Source organism: Atopobium minutum 10063974, from assembly GCF_000364325.1.
Taxonomy (GTDB): domain Bacteria; phylum Actinomycetota; class Coriobacteriia; order Coriobacteriales; family Atopobiaceae; genus Atopobium; species Atopobium minutum.
This window is the reverse complement of sequence record NZ_KB822533.1, coordinates 1,268,642-1,287,159: the sequence shown is the minus strand read 5'-3', so window position 1 is coordinate 1,287,159 and position 18,518 is coordinate 1,268,642. Positions and strand designations below refer to the sequence as shown.

At 48.4% G+C, this 18,518-nt stretch carries 15 protein-coding genes and 1 pseudogene; 15 read left to right on the top strand and 1 reads right to left on the bottom strand.

Annotated features, from left to right (window positions below):
- The first annotated feature begins 35 nt into the window (after positions 1-35).
- From HMPREF1091_RS05975 to HMPREF1091_RS05940, 7 genes and pseudogenes are all read left to right on the top strand, one after another.
- Positions 36-420, top strand: a pseudogene (locus tag HMPREF1091_RS05975) (BMC domain-containing protein).
- 79 nt (positions 421-499) lie between these two features.
- Positions 500-2,167 (top strand): acetaldehyde dehydrogenase (acetylating), encoded by a 1,668-nt coding sequence (locus HMPREF1091_RS05965; RefSeq protein ID WP_021736273.1) that lies wholly within the window; start codon positions 500-502, stop codon positions 2,165-2,167.
- 32 nt (positions 2,168-2,199) lie between these two features.
- Positions 2,200-2,997 carry a tetratricopeptide repeat protein gene (locus HMPREF1091_RS05960; RefSeq protein ID WP_002563905.1) on the top strand — a complete coding sequence of 266 codons (798 nt, stop codon included), beginning with the start codon at positions 2,200-2,202 and terminating at the stop codon, positions 2,995-2,997.
- A gap of 50 nt (positions 2,998-3,047) precedes the next feature.
- Positions 3,048-3,983 (top strand): DUF4037 domain-containing protein, encoded by a 936-nt coding sequence (locus HMPREF1091_RS05955; protein ID WP_002563904.1) that lies wholly within the window; start codon positions 3,048-3,050, stop codon positions 3,981-3,983.
- Positions 3,980-4,699: a DUF4125 family protein gene (locus HMPREF1091_RS08100; RefSeq protein ID WP_002563903.1), complete on the top strand. Its 720-nt coding sequence runs from the start codon at positions 3,980-3,982 to the stop codon at positions 4,697-4,699. Before HMPREF1091_RS05955 ends, HMPREF1091_RS08100 begins: the two co-directional genes overlap by 4 nt.
- A complete protein-coding gene (locus HMPREF1091_RS05945; RefSeq protein ID WP_002563902.1) occupies positions 4,696-5,556 on the top strand; it encodes a MerR family transcriptional regulator in 861 nt (286 codons plus the stop codon). Before HMPREF1091_RS08100 ends, HMPREF1091_RS05945 begins: the two co-directional genes overlap by 4 nt.
- A 44-nt stretch (positions 5,557-5,600) precedes the next feature.
- A complete protein-coding gene (locus HMPREF1091_RS05940) occupies positions 5,601-6,692 on the top strand; it encodes a 1-propanol dehydrogenase PduQ (protein WP_002563901.1) in 1,092 nt (363 codons plus the stop codon).
- A gap of 40 nt (positions 6,693-6,732) precedes the next feature.
- Here the strand turns inward: HMPREF1091_RS05940 and HMPREF1091_RS05935 are convergent, their stop codons facing one another.
- Positions 6,733-8,463 (bottom strand): FAD-dependent oxidoreductase, encoded by a 1,731-nt coding sequence (locus tag HMPREF1091_RS05935; protein WP_002563900.1) that lies wholly within the window; start codon positions 8,461-8,463, stop codon positions 6,733-6,735.
- Positions 8,464-8,907: 444 nt separating this feature from the next.
- On the opposite strand from HMPREF1091_RS05935, the gene HMPREF1091_RS05930 reads away from it, so the two are divergent.
- The 8 genes from HMPREF1091_RS05930 to HMPREF1091_RS05895 all read left to right on the top strand — a co-directional run bounded on the left by HMPREF1091_RS05930 (position 8,908) and on the right by HMPREF1091_RS05895 (position 18,505).
- A complete protein-coding gene (locus HMPREF1091_RS05930) occupies positions 8,908-10,554 on the top strand; it encodes an ABC transporter substrate-binding protein (protein WP_231289321.1) in 1,647 nt (548 codons plus the stop codon).
- Between the two features lie 128 nt (positions 10,555-10,682).
- Positions 10,683-11,633 carry an ABC transporter permease gene (locus tag HMPREF1091_RS05925; RefSeq protein WP_002563898.1) on the top strand — a complete coding sequence of 317 codons (951 nt, stop codon included), beginning with the start codon at positions 10,683-10,685 and terminating at the stop codon, positions 11,631-11,633.
- 2 nt (positions 11,634-11,635) lie between these two features.
- Complete coding sequence (locus HMPREF1091_RS05920; protein ID WP_002563897.1) at positions 11,636-13,648, top strand: dipeptide/oligopeptide/nickel ABC transporter permease/ATP-binding protein; 2,013 nt, start codon at positions 11,636-11,638, stop codon at positions 13,646-13,648.
- Positions 13,649-13,671: 23 nt separating this feature from the next.
- Positions 13,672-14,511 (top strand): ABC transporter ATP-binding protein, encoded by an 840-nt coding sequence (locus HMPREF1091_RS05915; protein ID WP_051058353.1) that lies wholly within the window; start codon positions 13,672-13,674, stop codon positions 14,509-14,511.
- Positions 14,512-14,575: 64 nt separating this feature from the next.
- On the top strand, positions 14,576-15,574 hold the full coding sequence (locus HMPREF1091_RS05910) for an acetylxylan esterase (protein ID WP_035424568.1): 999 nt from the start codon (positions 14,576-14,578) through the stop codon (positions 15,572-15,574).
- Positions 15,562-16,497 (top strand): acetylxylan esterase, encoded by a 936-nt coding sequence (locus tag HMPREF1091_RS05905; protein WP_002563894.1) that lies wholly within the window; start codon positions 15,562-15,564, stop codon positions 16,495-16,497. Before HMPREF1091_RS05910 ends, HMPREF1091_RS05905 begins: the two co-directional genes overlap by 13 nt.
- The gene (locus HMPREF1091_RS05900) at positions 16,494-17,414 is read left to right on the top strand and encodes a dihydrodipicolinate synthase family protein (RefSeq protein WP_002563893.1); all 921 of its coding nucleotides are present in this window, start codon (positions 16,494-16,496) and stop codon (positions 17,412-17,414) included. Before HMPREF1091_RS05905 ends, HMPREF1091_RS05900 begins: the two co-directional genes overlap by 4 nt.
- Before the next feature lie 125 nt (positions 17,415-17,539).
- Positions 17,540-18,505 (top strand): ROK family protein, encoded by a 966-nt coding sequence (locus HMPREF1091_RS05895; protein WP_002563892.1) that lies wholly within the window; start codon positions 17,540-17,542, stop codon positions 18,503-18,505.
- The last annotated feature ends 13 nt before the right edge of the window (positions 18,506-18,518 follow it).

The following is an 18,518-nucleotide window of genomic DNA, read 5'->3' as shown; positions in this document are numbered from 1 at the left end:
AACGTACAAAGGTACGCAGATAACAGGAGGATAAGATGTCCAACATTACACAGGCACTCGGCATGGTAGAGACTAAGGGTTTGGTTGGAGCTGTAGAAGCAGCAGATGCCATGGTTAAGGCTGCCAACGTAAGCCTGGTAGGCAAAGAGCTTGTAGGCGGCGGTTTGGTAACCGTTTTTGTACGCGGTGATGTGGGTGCTGTTAAGGCAGCTACCGATGCTGGTGAACGTAAGCCTGGTAGGCAAAGAGCTTGTAGGCGGCGGTTTGGTAACCGTTTTTGTACGCGGTGATGTGGGTGCTGTTAAGGCAGCTACCGATGCTGGTGCTGCAGCAGCTCAGCGTGTAGGCGAGCTTCTCTCCGTACATGTTATCCCACGTCCTGATGGCATGGTTGAGTCCATTTTGCCTGCGGCAAAGTAAAAAGACAGCGTAAGAAGTCTGCACATCAGATTGCATTCGACTTTCTTTTGCGTAGGACGTCAACATGAAAAGAGTTATGATGCAAGAATTCGATTACGATCTCCAAAGCATCCAGGCAGCGCGTGACCTGGCTCGAAAAGGTAAAGTTGCAGCAACTCAGCTTGCATCATATACCTGCGAGCAGATCGATGCTATTTTGCGTGCCATGGTTGAGGCTGCAGAGCAAAATGCCGAGGCACTTGCGCAAATGGCTGTAGACGAAACGGGCTTTGGTAACGTTCACGATAAAATTTATAAAAATCATATGGCCTCTGGTTTGCTTTACGAGCAAATCAAAGATAAGAAGACCATTGGTGTTATCGACGTAGACGAGAAAAACGAAGTTATTACCATTGCAGAGCCAGTCGGTTTGCTTATGGGCATTACTCCGTCTACCAACCCCACCTCAACGGTACTGTATAAGTCAATAATTGCACTTAAGTCCCGTAATGCAATTGTCTTTTCTCCTCATCCTCAGGCTGCTAAATGCACCAATTTGGCCATCCAAATTATGAGCGATGCGGCCGTGAGCGCTGGTGCTCCTCAAAACTGCATTCAGGGCATTACGCTTTCCAGCATGGCGGCTGCAGAAACACTGATGCATGCACCAGAGATAGACATGATTATTGCTACAGGTGGTCCCGCCATGGTGAAGGCTGCCTATAGCTCTGGTAAGCCAGCATTGGGTGTAGGCGCTGGAAATTCTCCTGCGTACATTGAGCGTTCGGCTGACGTTCATGCAGCGGTAAAGCGCATAATTGCCTCTAAAACGTTTGATAATGGTACGATTTGCGCTTCTGAGCAAAGTATTATCTGCGAAAGCTGCAACCGTGATGCCGTTGTTGCTGAGTTCAAGAGCCAGGGCGGATATTTCTTGACCGAAGAAGAGTGCGCGCGCGTGTGCTCCTTACTCTTCCGTAATGGCCACGCTATGTGTCCAAAGTTTGTGGGTAGGGATGCTCAAGCCATTGCACACGCTGCAGGTATTGAGGTTCCTAAAGATACCAAGGTACTCATTGGCGAGCAGGGCGGTGTTGGTGATAAATGGCCGCTTTCCTTTGAGAAGCTCACCTGTGTATTGGCATTTTATACGGTGGAAAATTGGGAAGAAGCGTGTGATCTTTCAATTGCCCTGTTGCAAAATGGTATTGGTCACACCATGAGCATCCATACAGAGGACAAAACGATTGTGCGTAAGTTCTCTGTTAAGCCTGCCTCACGCATTCTTATCAATACGGGTGGCACCCAAGGTGGTACAGGCCTTTCCACTGGTCTTGAAGTAGCTCTTACTCTAGGTTGTGGAACCTGGGGTGGAAGTTCCATCTCTGAAAACGTTGGGCCACAGCATCTTATTAATGTAAAGCGTGTAGTAAATGGGCTTATAGAGCCTGATGAGCTTATCGCACATGATAAGATTTTTGCTAAGTATCACCCTGAGCTTATAAAGAATTCTGGGGATCACTCAAGCTACCAAGCATCTCAGGCACAGGTTTCTCATACCTCAGCCGTTGATGGCACACATCATGATCTTGGTATTGAGATGCCTGTGGGACATCAGTCTCCCATTAGCTATTCGCTCGGCTGCAATAGCTGCTCTTCTACGAGCCAACCAGTAACGAGCACAGCCTCATCCGATGGTGAGATTGGCGTAGACGATCTTAAGAATATGGTTGATGAATTAGTAGCGGCATTTAGAGGCAGTAAGTAAAGCGTTCCTCACTAAGACGTACGGGGTTATGTATGGAAACGGGACATTTCTATCAAGAACTTACTCGTCTTTTTGGCGAGCCGGGTGCAGATGTGGTTGGGTATTTGCGCAATCACTTGCACCTGGCTCAGCTTGGGGGCTACACTGCTCTGGAGATAGCCGCGGAAAATGAACTTGGCAGTCTTTTACGTGTTCGAGGAGAATTTGCAGAGGCAGAGCAGCTCTATAAAAAGGCCTTGTTGCTTCTTGATGCAAAAGATGCAGATGATCTTTCCTATGCTCGTGTGCTCATAAATTTGGGAGATGTTTACGTCGCATGGGGAAAGTATAGCCAGGCACTTCAGGTTTTTGATAAGGCAGAACAGCACCTTGTTCATGGACCAGATGCGGCATATGAGCTGAGTGCTCTTTGTAATAATCGCAGCGCTGCGTATCGAGGGCTCGGACAGTTGGATCAAGCACGTCAAGAGCTTAAACGCGCTGCCCAACTTTTAGAGTCCGTGCCCAATTCTGAGGGTAAACGTGCAGTGAATGCTATCAATCTGGCTCAAGCTCTTGTCGATGAGGGGCGTCTTGTTGAAGCAGGCCAAGTGCTTGCACCAGCACTGATTGCGTTTGAAACCTTACAGCAAGGAAGAGACATTCACCGCCCCTATGCTCTGGCGGTAGCAGGCCAAATTGCTGGTTTGCAAAAACGTTATAAACATGCGTGGGCCTGTTATCAATGGGCCGCCCAGCTCTTAAAGGAAAAACTGGGTGATTCACCAGCGGTTGATGCACTTGTGCGTGAAGCACAGCGTATGAAAGAACTTGAATACACGTATAGATAGCGAGAAATACCGCAAGAACGGCATGGTGTTGATAGTGAGAGGAGTGTGATATGAAAGGACTTGATCTTTCAAGGCAGTATTTTTCTGCGTATAAATCCACTCTTTTCAACGGGCTTCCTCATGAGATTACTAATCGTGTTGCTGTCGGTCTTGTGGGCGCTGGTTCTGAATGTTTAGGTTTTGATGACGAGATTTCTCACGATCATGATTTTGGTCCAGGGTTTTGCATATGGCTTCCTCACAGCATGTATGCTGCTTGGAAAGATGAATTTATGCGTCGCTATGTGGCCCTTCCGTCTACGTTTATGGGTATGCAGCGCAAGGAAAGCCCGTATGCAGAGCAGCGTGTAGGCGTCTTTGAGATACAGGCTTTTTATCGCTCATATACCGGTCTTGACCGAGCTCCTCAAACCGAGCTTGAATGGTTAGCAATTCCTGAACAGCTCTTGGCTATGGCGGTTAATGGGGAAGTATTTTTTGACCCCTCAGAAGAATTTAGCTCCATTCGTCAGGGACTCTTATGCTTTTATCCAGAGATGGTGCTTCGTAAAAAGGTTGCTGCCAATATGGCTTTGATGGCTCAGACAGGCCAATACAATCTTTCACGTTGTCTTAAGCGATCTGATTTTGTTGCGGCAAATGCGGCGCGTACAGAATTTATCTGGTCTACTATGGCGGTGCTACATCTTTTATATCGTTGTTATATGCCTTATTATAAGTGGGCTTTCCGTTCATTGGTGGAGCGTGCACAGGTTCCAAACTCACTGTGTATGTCATTGCAACGCATGGCACAGCTTCCCATAGATAGCCTTAACACACAGGAGATTTCTTCTGTGTGTGCTGTTGTACTTGGTTCGGTACAAAAATTAGGCTGGACTTCCATACCAGGAGATTTTTTGCTCGATGCGGCATATGACATATGGCAAACGCTTGATACTGAGGACTTGCGTTTACGCCCACTTGGTGAGGGGGCGTATCGACTATGACAGCAGCTGTTATGCAAAACAGCGATAAGCACAACGAGGCTTGTTCTGTGTGCCGCTGTGGCATGCATGATTATTTCGCATTACCAGAAGTTATTGCTTTATTGGATGAACTTGGTAAGAGTGGGTCATTTTATGTACTGCTCAAAAAAGCCGTTTTGCTGGAATGGGAACAGTTTGATCTGGTAAAGCATATTGATGGCAGAGCTGCATGCCAGGATGATGCTCGCTCATTTTTTGTACACAGGACAGCACAGTATTTAGCATTTCCAGAAGCCTTACTTAACGGTGCTGTTTATGCGCTTGAGCATGCGCAGCAAGAGGGTAAAAATCTGATTGCAGAAAAATATGCACGTATGATGCGTCTGAGCAATCCAGAAGAATATAGGCATCTTGTAAAAAACAATCTCGAGCAGCCCTCACCAGTAAAACAACAAGTTTTAGATGAGATATATCAGATTTTGGCTGACCAGCTGATTCTTGCGGGACAAGTCCTTCCCGTCACACATCAGCATGCCCGCCCTGATACCACCCTTACCGATCACATTTCTTCTTTAGATTATTTTGTCGCCGAGCTTGTTCCATTTCGTCTAGCTGCGTTATTTGATTTGGTAGCAGCGCTTACTGACATGACTAAGCAAGGTCACAACCCCATTGTTAGAACCTATGTTTTTACGTTGCGTGTAATGCAGGCAGTGAAGGGGGAGGTTGAGCAATGAGTCGTGATACTACAAAGAAAGAAAAGCTATATCAAATTGGTGAGGTTAGTCGGATGGGAGGTATTTCTCAGCGGACCCTACGTCACTATAATAAGCTAAAGTTATTAGAGCCAGACCTTGTGGACGATAATAACTATCGGTATTATTCGCTGCAAACCATGCTCAAACTGCCGGTTATTCGTTATCTGAGGATGCTGGGCTTTTCTCTTAAGGAGATCGCTCCCATGCTCAGAAGCAAAAATCTCAATCAAGTTATGCGCAGCTTTGAAAAGCGTCTTGACACCTATGATCAAGAGGCTCGTAGGCTTGCTGAGCAGCGAGAAGTACTGGATGATTGGAATCGCCTGGTAAGTGAGGCAAATTTTGTACTCAGTGTAAGGTCCGTTAGTGTTGGCGTGAAATATGTAAACTCCGCAGATCTTATCGGCATGCCCTCTCGCTTTAACGGCAATTATGCAGAAGCAATTGTAAGCTTGGACTTTGCAGCGTTTGTTGAGAAATGCGATAACGTTATCACGGGTCCTGTGATAATTCGCTTTAATTCGTTAAGCCAAGCACGGGACGCGTCATGTAATGCGGTCCCTTGTGATGTGCAGCTGCTCCAAAAAGCTATGCGTCCCATTGATCCTGAAAATACCTATCACATACATAGTGGTATGTACTTATCCGTCTATCATATCGGTTCATTTAATAAGTTTTATGAGTCATACAATCGCATCATTGCTTTTGCCAAACGTGCTGGATATTGCCTGCAAGATGGGTGCTATATGCGCTTTGTAACCGATTATTGGACTACCTATGATCCAAACCTATTTGTAGCAGAAATCCTTGTGCCCATTAAGACTGATGAGAACTAAGCGTCTTGCACATACGGTGATACTCTCTGGAAAGAAGATACGTGATGAAAGAATTTAAACTTAAAACAGAGCTCTTCTTTGGTATGCAGGCCATACAGCACCTTGGAACCTATGACTGCTCCCAAGTGCTTGTCATTACCGATGACTTTTTAGCAAAGTCTGGCATGGTAAATAAGATGATTCAGCACCTACCGCAAAAAGCATCATGCCACATCTATTCAAATGTTAAACCAGATCCGAGCCAGGAATTGGTGGATGAAGGCGTAGATATGATTTGCGACATCAAGCCTGATCTGGTTATTTCCTTTGGTGGTGGTTCCTGCATTGATGCCACAAAAGCCATTTTGTATTTTGCGCATGAGCGTGGACTACAAAAGCCGTACTTCTTGGCCATTCCTACTACTGCAGGCACGGGTTCAGAGGTTACTAATTTTGCGGTTATTACCCGTGGTCCTAATAAAGTGGCGCTTATCGATGATTTCTTAGCCCCTGACGGAGCTTTGCTCGAAGCAGAGTTTACCCGCTCTGTTCCAGCGCGCATAACCGTCGATACCGGCCTTGATGCGCTATCTCATGCTCTGGAATCCTATGTGAGCCTTGAGGCAACGACTTTCTCGCAAGCATTTTCGGTAAAGGTATTGCGTATCATATTTGAGGATTTGCCTGTTGTGTATCGCGATGGTATGGCTATGCGCAGTCGTGAACGCATGATGGAAGCAGCTTGCGCAGCCGGTATTGCCTTTACCAATGCGGGCCTGGGCATCAATCATTCCTTAGCACATGCCTTGGGTGGGCGCTTTCATGTAGCACATGGTAGGTTGATTGCTATTCTCATGCCCTATGTTATAGCCTTTCATATGAGCGATTCAAAATATGCTGAGTCCTACAATCAGCTTGCTCATGAACTTGGGCTGGTAGATGCGCATGCGCTCTTAGAAAAAATCATGCTGTTCCTTCGTGAGCTGGATGTTGAAACATCGCTTTCTCAGCTCAGTTGTATTGATGCGACGGCATTTGAGAATGAGCTGGTTGCAATGGCCGAAGCTGCTCAGCACGATCGTTGCACGCCCACTAATCTGAGGTATGTATCGCAGCAGGACTTAATCAATATTTATCGCCGTGCATACAGTGGATAAGTAGTTTGTTGTAATCTGCAGGTATATGGCACGGATGTTGTTATCTGACGTGGCTGGCGCCTTCATTAAGCGGCGCTGCTCTCGGTAAGCCATCTTTGTCCAAAAAGACACGATACATGATATCGTGGTCCTTTGATTGCTGCGGAAAATCTGTTCGATAATGGCTGCCACGACTTTCTGTGCGTATGCGCATGGCAGCCACGAGCGCTTGAGCTTCCAGCAAAAGATTTTGCTGTAAAGCGCTCAGTGCTCGGCGATCATTCCACTTCTGAGGACTCAGCCGTGCTTGTTCATAGTCGCTGAGTTCGGCGTAGCTGCAAGATTTACTGTTCGCGGTTTCTTGGAGCCAGGCGAGTTTTTGTGCCGTAGCAGCAAGGGTCTCTTCGCTACGATTAAGCACGCATGATTGTTGCATGTGCTCCCGTATACTATCGATAAACTCTTGCGCCCGTGCGCAGGCAGTGCCCTCTGTAAATTGTGTATAGGCGTTTTGACACGCTCTTATCGCATTTATATATACTGCAGAGGACCTGCCGGTGTGTTTGTTGTTTTGTGCGTATAAGCCTGCATTGCTGCCTGCGATATGACCAAATACCAGTGCGTTTGCACTCGAGAGGCCTCCTAAGCGATCAGCCCCATGCATCCCACCACAGCTTTCTCCTGCAGCGTATAACCCTGCTGGACCACCAATACAGCTACCATTTTCATCTATATAGAGGCCGCCATTAGAAGCATGGGGCCAGAGGGCTATCTCCAACGTATCTTGGGGTGTAACAGCAGCTGCAGCCGCAAGCCAGTCAAAATAGGTTTTCATAAATTCGGGGATTTGTTCAGGGAGGTCATACTGCACCTTCACAGTTCCTGAGGGCTGGGCTGCAATTTCTAAATCCAATGCGGCATCGGCAAGTCTGCTGGAAAAAGGTCCATGTTCGGATCGGGCATCCAGACAGGTAGGGGTTGCGTGTACAAGAGCGCGTCCTTCTTTGCTGTACACCCGTGCATACTTAAAGCTTTTCTCGTTAAAGATTGCACCGCGGATGGGGGATACGATGGTGGGCATAAGCTGGATAAACTCGGCGTTTACGAGCGAACAACCATGGTTCAGTGCAATTGCATGAGCAGAAGATAGTACTTCTGGCTGGGTAAGCGTGGGGTTAAACAGTCCGCCAAAGCCGCCTGTTGCAAGCAGGACGGAAGGTGCATGGATAACCACAGGCTTGTGGGAGGCCTGATCGTAGAGTAGAGCTCCGGTAATGTGGTTTTGGACCTCTATGAGGTCGAGTAAGCTGTGGTAGGGAAGAGTTGTAATGTGTAGCTGGTCAAACAGCTTGCTAAAGGATTGTATAAGCGCCTCATGTTCAAGACCTTGCCAGTTGCGATGCTTATGGTCAAAGCATGGCAGGTAATCGCGTTGCTGTGCGGCAGCAGCGCTTGCGCGACGCACAGAGGTGTGACAGTCATGCTCTAACCAGTCAAGAGTGGGGTTAATGGCATGTACAAAGCGGTGTACCAGTTTGTGGTTGACAACCCCACAGCCAACGGAACGGATGGTGTGCTCTAAGTCTTTCTCGTCAGCCTCATCGGTCGGACCAATTAAGCCTAGGCCCCAGGTGCCCCGGTAAAAGCTGGAGCCAGAAAAAAGGGGTCCGCAGCAGGCAAGTGCTACCTGCGCACCTGTTTGGGCGGCACGTACAGCAGCGGTACAGCCGGCAATGCCTGACCCAATAACTACAACATCATAATAAACAACAGGGGCTATATCTGTGGGCATAAAGTATCCTTTATCTATTTGGTAACCAAGGTATAGTGTAATGCAGTATTGAAACACCGCTTTGTTGTAGTAGTGACAAGAGCAGTGATATGCCACTATAACAATGTGCTATTGTGCTAGCGATATACCAGTTATCGTTTGTTTTGAGCAAACTCAGGAGATATGTGCAAAAAAATTATCTATTTGTAAGAATTATTGCAAACAATGAGCACTAGTTTGTAGACAACTTTTTTATAAGCAATAAATTTGAGATAAAGTGATATGCCAGTTTGACCGGAAAAAAGAACGATATTTTCGCCGTTTAGTCAAGAATTTTTATTTTTTATGCCATGTATCGAATGATTTAGCCCGTTCAGCGATTATTCATCTAACAGTTGGTGTATCAGTTGGCATTTCTCAATACTATTAACGCAAGTACTAGTAAAGATGCTAGTAAGAAAGTGTATGGCACGTTGCAAGGTTTACCTATGCGCGTGGCACAACGCCTCGCGCGTCGTACTCGAGATTGGAGATCGAGAGATGCTTCACAACGCTGGTATGACTCGTCGTTCGTTTATTGGCGCAACTTCTACGGCTGCTGCCTTCTTGGGCTTGGGCTTGGTAGGTTGCGGTGGCGAGAAGAAGTCCTCGGAAGAGGTCAAGGCAAATACCGATGCCACTATTGCTATTGCTAACGCTTACAAGACCAAGAACTTCCATCCATCCAATACCTCTTCTGCATTGGCCTGTGGTACTAACTGGCATGTTGTAGAGGGCCTGTATGGCTTTGATTACAGTGATTACTCTGTTCATAAGGAGCTTGCTGCCGAGGATGAGCCTACCAAGGTAGACGATACCACCTTTGAGATTTCTCTTCGTAAGGATGCTAAATTCTCCGATGGCACCGCTGTAACCGCAGATGATGTTGTGAAGTCCTTTGAGCGTTGCACTGCTGAGGGCAACATCTATATCCCCATGCTGTCTCCCATTGCTTCTATTGAGAAAAAGGATGATACGACCGTAACCGTAAAGACGGCCTATCCCTTCTCTTTGCTTAAGCAGCGCCTGACCATTATTCGTATCGTTCCTGCTTCTATGGATGATGACACCCTTACCAACAAGCCCATTGGTTCTGGTCCTTGGGCATACGATAAGGTCGACGGTGAGGTACAGGTTACCGCTAAGCCCAATGAGTATTACAACGGTGACCTCAAGGCTGGCGCTGGTATGATGCAGTGGGATGTCCAGGTAGACGCTACTGCTCGTAAGACCGCCTTTAATGAGGGTACCGACATGATCATGGAGTCCGTACCTGCAGAGGACGTAGACAGCCTTAAATCCGCTGGCGCTAAGATTGATACCGTACAGGGCTTCGGTCTGGTATTTATGATGCTTAATGCAACCAAGGCTCCCTTTGACAACGTAAAGGTACGTCAGGCTTGCCGCTATGCTCTTGACGTAGACAAGATGATTGCCAATACCTTCTCTGGTCAAGCAGCAGCAGTAACCAGCTATTTGCCCGAGAATCACGCTAACTATCACAAGTCAGCTACGGTCTATACGCATGATGTGGACAAGGCAAAGGCATTGCTTTCCGAGGCTGGTTATACTCCTGGCAAGATTACCCTTTCCACCACGGATGCAGACTTCGTAGTTTCCATGTCTGCACAGGTACAGCAGGATCTTGAGGCCATTGGCTTTACCGTAGAGATCCAGAAGAACCAGTCTGCTGCTATGTACTCTGCAATCGACCAGGATCCTAAGAGCTACGACGTTGTTCTTGCCCCTGGCGATCCTTCCTGCTTCGGTAATGACCCAGACCTGCTTATGAACTGGTTCTATGGCGACAACACCTGGACCCAGAAGCGCACCGAGTGGGCTGGCGATCCTAAGTGCAAGGAGCTTCAGGAGCTTATGGCTCAGGCTGTTACCAAGGAAGGCTCTGAGCAGCAAGATATTTGGAACCAGTGCTTTGACCTTATCGCTGAGTACGCTCCTTTGTATCCTGTGGTACACAAGCAGGTTAATACTGCATACTACGAGGATAAGATCGCGGACTTCAAGGGTATTGGTACCACGGGTGTCTATGCAGTTGGTGCCAAGGCTAAATAGTCAACCAAAGGTATATGGTTACAGGCGCCTAGCTTGTCGTAAAGTTTTTTGATAAAAGGAGGTCTCGAGAACCACGAGGTACTCGAGACCTTTTTATGAAAGGCACGAAAAGAGAGAGGAGCAGCACAGTGAGTAATCTTCTGAGACTCATTGGGCGAAGGATTGTAGCTTTGCCCTTTATGGTTCTCGGGGCAACGTTTCTGGTGTTTGTTCTCATGTCGTTCTCTCCAATAGATCCTGCGTATTCGCAGTTAGGAGAAAACGTTACACCTGACGCGGTGGCCCAGTATCATGCAGTGCATGGTCTCGATGATCCGCTGCCCATTCGGTACGTTCGCTATATGGGAGGTTTTTTACAGGGAGATCTTGGTACCTATGGCATAAACAATGCTTCGGTTAATGCTAAGATTTCCGATGCCTTGCCCATTACCATGCAGCTCACGTTTTTGGGTCTTACCATTGGTGCTGTTTGGGCATTTATTTTGGGCATTATTGCTGCTTTGTATAGAGATCGTTGGCCGGATCAACTCATTCGTGTCATTTCGATTCTGTCACTGGCTACACCTTCGTTCTGGCTTGCCGTCCTGCTCATTTTGCTGTTCTCTGCCAATCTGCATACATTGCCTGCATCTGGTCCTTTGCCCGCGCTGTTTAGCTTTGGTTGGTGGCGTCGCATGATTATGCCCGCTCTTGCTCTGGGCACTCCTTTATCTGGTCAGCTCACGCGTGTTATTCGTACGGCAATGGTAGAAGAGCTGGATAAAGATTATGTACGTACCGCTATTGGTGCCGGTATTCCTAAACGCGTTGTTGTTGCAAAAAATGTTTTGCGCAATGCCCTTATCACTCCGGTAACCACCCTTGGCATGAAGATTGGTTATCTGCTTGGTGGCGCCGTAGTCATTGAGGTTATTTTTGCCCTTCCTGGCATGGGTACGGCAATTACTACAGGTATTCAGGGTAACGAGCCCAATTTGGTACAGGGTGTTGTTATTGTTGTTGCCCTGTCGTTTATCATCATTAACATTGTGGTTGACATGCTCTACATCCTTATCAACCCCAGGATAAGGACGGTGTAATCATGCGTAAAAATCAAGCCGCTGCAGTGGAAGAGGCAGTCCATAAGAAAGCAAAGTTTGCTGGCTTTAAGCGTATGAGTACCGCCTCTAAGATTTCTTTGGCAGTACTTGTTCTGGTTGCTCTGAGCGCGATCTTTGCTTCGGTCATTGCACCTCATGATCCCTTTGAGATCTTTATAGCACGCCAAGCTCCTTCTCCAAGCTTCTTGTTTGGTACTGACGATAAGGGCCGTGATGTTTTGTCTCGTATTTTGTACGGCGGTCGTTTCTCGTTGGTTATTGGCTTTAGTGCAACCGGTGTTGCTCTGATAATTGGTTCCATCCTTGGTTCTCTTGCAGCTGTTTCTCGTAAGTGGATCTCTGAGTTCATCATGCGTATCTTGGACGTCGTTATGTCGTTCCCCGGTATTGCATTGGCAGCCGTTTTTGTATCCATTTTGGGCAACAGCATGCCTGGCATCATTTTTTCTATTGGCTTTATGTATATTCCTCAGATTGCTCGCTTGGTGCGTGCAAATATCGTGAGCGAGTATGGTGAAGATTACGTTCGTGCCGTTGTGGTATCCGGTGCGCGTGCACCTTGGATTTTGTGGCGCCACGTTATGCGTAATTGCATTGCTCCCATTATGGTATATGCCGTAACCCTGGTTGCGGATGCCATTATCTTTGAGGCTTCTCTTACCTTCATTTCTGCTGGTATCCAGGAGCCTACTCCCACCTGGGGTAATATCATTGCAGATGCTCGTGCTGGTGTTTTGGCCGGTCGCTGGTGGCAGGCAATGTATCCTGGCCTGGCAATCATGATTACCTGCCTGTGCCTCAATATCCTGTCTGAGGGTATTACGGATGCCTTAGTAGCCGCTCCTTCTGCGCCAGTGGAGGATCATGATCCCGAGGCAGTACGTGAGGCAGACCGTCTGGTTGCAGATCCAGTAGCGGCCTATGCTGCCCAAGCTGAGTCTCTCAACAAATCCCTCACAGCGCTTGCTGCAGTAGAAGGGGCACGTACGGATCGTCATGTACCTGACTATACGGTTGCACCCTTGCTGCAAGTAAAGGATTTGTGCATTAAGTTCCCACGTCATGGTGATGTTAACGTCGTGGACCATGTAAGCTTTAACGTACGTCCTGGTCAGACCATGGGTTTGGTAGGCGAGTCTGGCTGCGGTAAGTCTATTACCTCTCTTACCATCATGGGGCTTATCGACAGCCGTGCCCAACTTTCGGGTGAGGTGCTGTATGAGGGCAAGGACTTGCTCAAGATGTCCGATAAGCAGCGCAATGACCTTCGTGGGCATGAGATTGCAATGGTATATCAGGATGCTTTGAGCTCCCTTAACCCCTCCATGCTCATTAAGTCTCAGATGAAGCAGCTTACCGATCGTGGTGGTACGCGCTCTGCTGAGGAACTGCTTACGTTGGTAGGTCTGGATCCTAAGCGTGTCTTGGAAAGCTATCCTCATGAGCTATCCGGTGGTCAGCGTCAGCGTGTTTTGATTGCTATGGCACTAACGCGCGATCCTAAGTTGGTTATCTGCGACGAGCCCACTACCGCTTTGGATGTAACCGTTCAAAAGCAGGTTATTAAGCTCCTCAATGAGCTGCAGGCTAAACTTGGCTTTGCCATGATCTTTGTATCGCACGATTTAGCGCTGGTAGCTGAGGTGGCATGCGATATTACCGTTATGTATGCCGGACAGGTGATTGAGCAGGCTCCCACTAAGGAACTTCTCACCAACCCCATTCACGAGTATACGCGCGGTCTTTTGGGTTCGGTTATTTCTATCGAAGGCGGTGCCGGTCGTTTGCACCAGGTTCCTGGTACCGTACCCAGTCCTCAAGATTTTGCTCCGGGCGATCGCTTTGCTCCCCGTTCAAGCCATCCTGAGGTTGGTATTGATACCCATCCAGTTCTGAAAGAGATTCCTGGTACGCATCACGTAGTTGCCGAGCTGCCTGACGAGGCTCTTGCAGAGGCAGGACTTACTTCGTTTCTTGCAGGAGGTGCGGCATGAGTGGTACAACTGTCCAGAAAAACATGCCAGTAACTATTGATGACGGCACCATTAACGGTGTGACCCCCATCATTTACTTGGATGATGTACACGTTACGTTCCGTACCCGTACGGGCTCTCTTTTGCATCCCAATCTGGTTCATGCAGTGCAGGGCGTAACCTTGCGCCTTATGCCTGGCAAGACCTTGGGAATTGTAGGTGAGTCTGGCTGCGGTAAGTCTACGACTGCAAACGTTATGTGCGGTTTGCAAGCACCTACCTCTGGTCATGTTTTCTTTAAAGGAAACGATGTAACCAAGCGCACTGCTGCGGATCGTCTTAAGATTGGTCGCGTTATCTCGGTTGTGTTCCAAGACCCAGCAACGGCGCTCAATGCACGCATGTCCGTGCATGATCAGCTGCTCGATCCTATGCTGGTGCACAGTGTGCTCACACCGGTTGAGCGTGAGCGTCGTATTAGAGATCTTATCGGCATGGTTGGTTTGCCTTCCAGCTCTTTGGAAGCTTTGCCAGGTCAGCTGTCTGGTGGACAGCGCCAGCGCGTTGCTATTGCTCGTGCTTTGGCCATTGGTCCTGACGCTATCATTGCAGATGAGCCTACGTCTGCACTGGACGTTTCTGTTCGTGCTCAGATTTTGAATCTGCTTACGGATCTTAAGCGTGACCTGGGTCTTGCCATGGTCTTTATCAGCCATGACATCCAGACCGTTCGGTATATCTCTGATGAGATCATGGTTATGAATGGCGGCAAGGTTGTAGAGCACGGTCCTGCAAAGGACATCTTTGAGAAACCGCAAGATGATTACACCAAGCTTTTGTTGGGTGCTGCTCCTTCACTGCTTCATCCCAAACTTGGTCAGTAGTTACAGCAAGCGATAATACCTTTGATGCCCCGTGTATATGCGGGGCATCTTTCTAGAACATCATATGGAAGTTTTGGTAATGCCTACCTTTTTAGAACAACAACATGCTCTTGAAGCATATACAGGGACTAATCCCATTCCAGCAGATTTTGATGAGTTTTGGGCAAAGCGTATGGATGAGGCAGATGCTGTGAGCTTGCACTATACGCTTGACCCCGCCGAGGTAGATTCCTATCCAAGCTGTGAGTTTTATAACTTGTGGTTTGAGGGCATGGGTGGCGCGCGCCTGTATGCGCGTTTTTTGCGGCCGCACTCTCAGAACCCTCTGCCCGTGGTACTGCGTTTTCATGGCTATCCGGGGCGTACGCGCAGTTGGTTAGAAAACTGCTCATTTGCAGGAATGGGTTTTGCAACCATTACTATGGACAATCCTGGTCAGGGTGGCCGCAGTCAAGATTTGGGCGGCTACACAGGTACAACGGTTGCTGGCCATTTAGTGGCTGGGCTTGATGGCCCTGCAAAAGATATGTATTACGTACGCCTACATCAAAACATTCGCATCCTTTGTCGCATTGTCAAAGAGCTTGAGGGCTTGGATGCCAGCAATGTGCAGGTATATGGTGATTCACAGGGGGGAGGCGTAGGGATTGCAACCTGTGCACTCAATGCGGATCTCATTAAGCGAGCGGCCATTCTCTATCCATTTTTGTCTGATTTCCAAAAAGTGTGCGAGCTCGGAGCAGACCAAATTGCCTATGAGGGCTTGCGCTATTATGCTCGTTGGTTCGATGCTACCGCAACCCATGTTCAAGAGAAATTTACTCGGCTCGGATATATTGATTCGCTGTCCTTTGCCCATTTAGTTAAAGCAGAAGTGCTTTTTGGTACCGGTCTTGCCGATGAGGTATGCCCGCTTCCTACACAGTATGCGGTGTATAACACTATGACCTGTCCTAAACAGCATGTGCTCTTTCCTGAGTTTGGGCACGAGGAAATCCCTGCTTTTGATGACATGGTTATCAACTTCTTTTGCAAAGGGGGTTTGGACATATGCGGTCAGTAGACGAGAAGAGCGCGCATAGGATGCCTGATCAGGGCAAAGTGCGCGAGCAGAGCTTACAAGAACTGGCAGACTATGCAGCCAAGTGTGATTACAGTTGTTGCACTGTTTCTGTTGGCTCTCAGTCACCCTTGGCACACTACGAGCAGCTTAGGTTCAAGGCTTTGGATGGTGTTGAGCTGGTGGTACGTATGCTTACACCAAAGACTGCCCTGCATGCAGGTTCTCCTCAAGCAGATTCGCTTCATACCAATTACCCGACCGTCCTGTATTTTCATGACATGAACCAGGGTCCTCGAGGTTGGACCCATCTTACTCGCTGGATAGCGCTGGGGTATCGTGTTGTTATGTTGGAGCAGCGCCTGTGGTCACACGATATTGCCTTTGATGGGGGAGCGCAGTTTTGGACCCTTATCCAAGATGCGATATTGACCTTTGAGCTTGTGTGTCGTTTGCCTCAAACCAAAACAACGCAGCTTGCTTTGGTAGGTGAAGGTACCGGGGCAGGGCTGGCACTTGATCTTGCGGGAATTATGGGCAGCCGAGTAGCCAAGCTTGCCGTGCTTAATCCTTGTCCAACTGACCTACAAACAGCGTGGCAAACCTGTGCCACTATTCCTGTGTATGCAGGTATTCATAGGCATTTTAGGTACACAGATCCACAGGCAACACAGGCAGATACCCTCTTTAAGCAGCTGGCACCGCTTGATTGTATGACCTATGCGCCACAGGTTACAGCAGAAACATTGTTTGGTATTGGTCAGCTTGGTCAAGAAGATCAAGTTTCTTCTCTTGAAAAGCTCTATAACCTGGTAGGCTCTACTCATAAGCAACTTGTCTCGTATCCAAAATGGGGCTACGAGCGCATCAATGATTTTGAGGATGAGATTTTGCAATTCATGCACTTTGAAAGGACACATTCATGAGTGATTTTAAGATTTCTGGCGTAGTACCTCCCGTAGTTGTTCCTGAACTTGAGGATCACTCTTTGGATGTTGCTTCTTTTGAGAAACTCATCAATAAGATGATTACGGCTGGTGTCGATGGCTTGTTCTTCCTGGGCTCCTCTGGCGAAGTAGTTTTTTCTACTGATGCCGTGCGTGAGCAGGTCATTCGTGAGGCTGTCCGCATTGTGGATCATCGCGTTCCTGTCTTGGTGGGTATTATCGACACAGAAACCGAGCGGGTGCTTGAGCATGGTCGCCAGGCCGAGCGCTTGGGTGCCGATGCAGTTGTTGCCACGGCACCATTTTATGCTTTGGGTGGCTTGACCGAGATGGCAGAGCACTTCCGCATTTTGGCACGTGAGCTTTCTTTGCCCGTGTTTGCATATAATATTCCCGTTTGTGTTCATAGCAAAATTCCTTGGAAGCTTGCTCTTGAACTGGGCAAAGAAGGAGTGCTTGCCGGAGTTAAGGACTCGTCCGGTGACGACGTTAACTTCCGTTATCTGTGTCAGGAAAACGAGAAGGCCGGACACCCCATGAGCTTACTTACCGGTCATGAAATTGTTGTAGATGGTGCCTATTTGTCCGGTGCAGACGGCTCTGTTCCAGGCTTGGCAAATGTGGATCCTGACGGCTATGTTCGTATGTGGAAGGCGTTTCAGGCTGGGGACTGGACTGCCGTCAAGGCCGAGCAGGACAAGCTCAACGAGCTTTCTCACATCTTTGATGTCACTTCTGGCTTGCAGGGGTATGCTGGCGGTGTGGGTTCTTTCAAGACCGCTTTGTGGCTGATGGGCATCTTTTCTACCAATCAGATGCCTCGTCCCGTTAAGGCCATGACAGGCGAGAATGTCGAGAAAATCCGCGCGGTGCTTACAGCCAGCGGTCTGCTGTAGGGTCAGCGGCTTGCTGTAAAGCCAGCGGCTTGCTACACGTTGGATCAAGCAACTATTTCTTACAGGGCTGTGAAGAGCGTAGCCGTAGCAGCTCTGTAAGAAATACACGGTACGAAGGATAAACCATGGCAGAAAAAAGTGCTGTTGTAGCAGTAGATATTGGTGGAACAAAAATTGCATCCGGCATCGTGCTGTTTGGTGAAGGTGTACCTCAAGTAGTGCACACAAACAAGGTGCCGACCAATGCAGCTGCTGGTGGTTCTCAGGTTTTGTCCACCGTTATACAGCAGGTAGAGCGTGTCCAGAAAGCAGCTCAGGAGCACGGCATTGTGCTGAGCGGCATCGGCATTTCTAGTGCTGGTGTTATCAACCCTCTTACGGGTGAGGTTACCTTTGCCAATGATATTATGCCTGGTTGGATAGGCACGCAGCTTGCGCGTGACGTGCAGACGCAGTGCGGCCTTCCTACAAAAGCACTGAATGATGTTCACGCCCACGCACTGGGTGAAACTCGCCATGGTGCGGGCAAGGGGAGCAGTAGTTGTTTGGTTGTAGCGGTTGGAACCGGTATTGGCGGTGCGTTCATTTGTGATAATCACATTTTGCGTGGCGCCCATGATGTGGCAGGTAATATTGGTCACGTATTATGCATTCAGGCTGCCGATAAGCCCTGTGCCTGTGGCCGCGGCTCTCATCTGGAAACCATAGCGGCTGGTCCTGGGATTATCAATGCGTATATCGAATTCGGTGGTTCAGCTACTTTAGAAGATGGCACGCCCATCAACGGCGCTCTTATCGATAAACGCGCGCAGGCTGGAGATACAGCGGCACAGCGTGCAGAAGCACAGTCGGGCTATGCCCTTGGTATGGTGTTGGGCAGCATGTGCAACATGCTTGATCCTCAGTCCATTGTGCTTTCTGGTTCGGTTGCTCAATGCACCAACTATTGGCATGATGCTTTGGCGGAGGGCTTTGCATCTCAAGCCATGGATCCTGTGGTGCAGACGCCCATCTTGGCAGGCGAGCTCGGCGGAGATGCGCCACTGATTGGCGCGGCGGAAAACTTCCTAAGCTTTGGCTACGTTCTATAGTTTTGGAGATAGG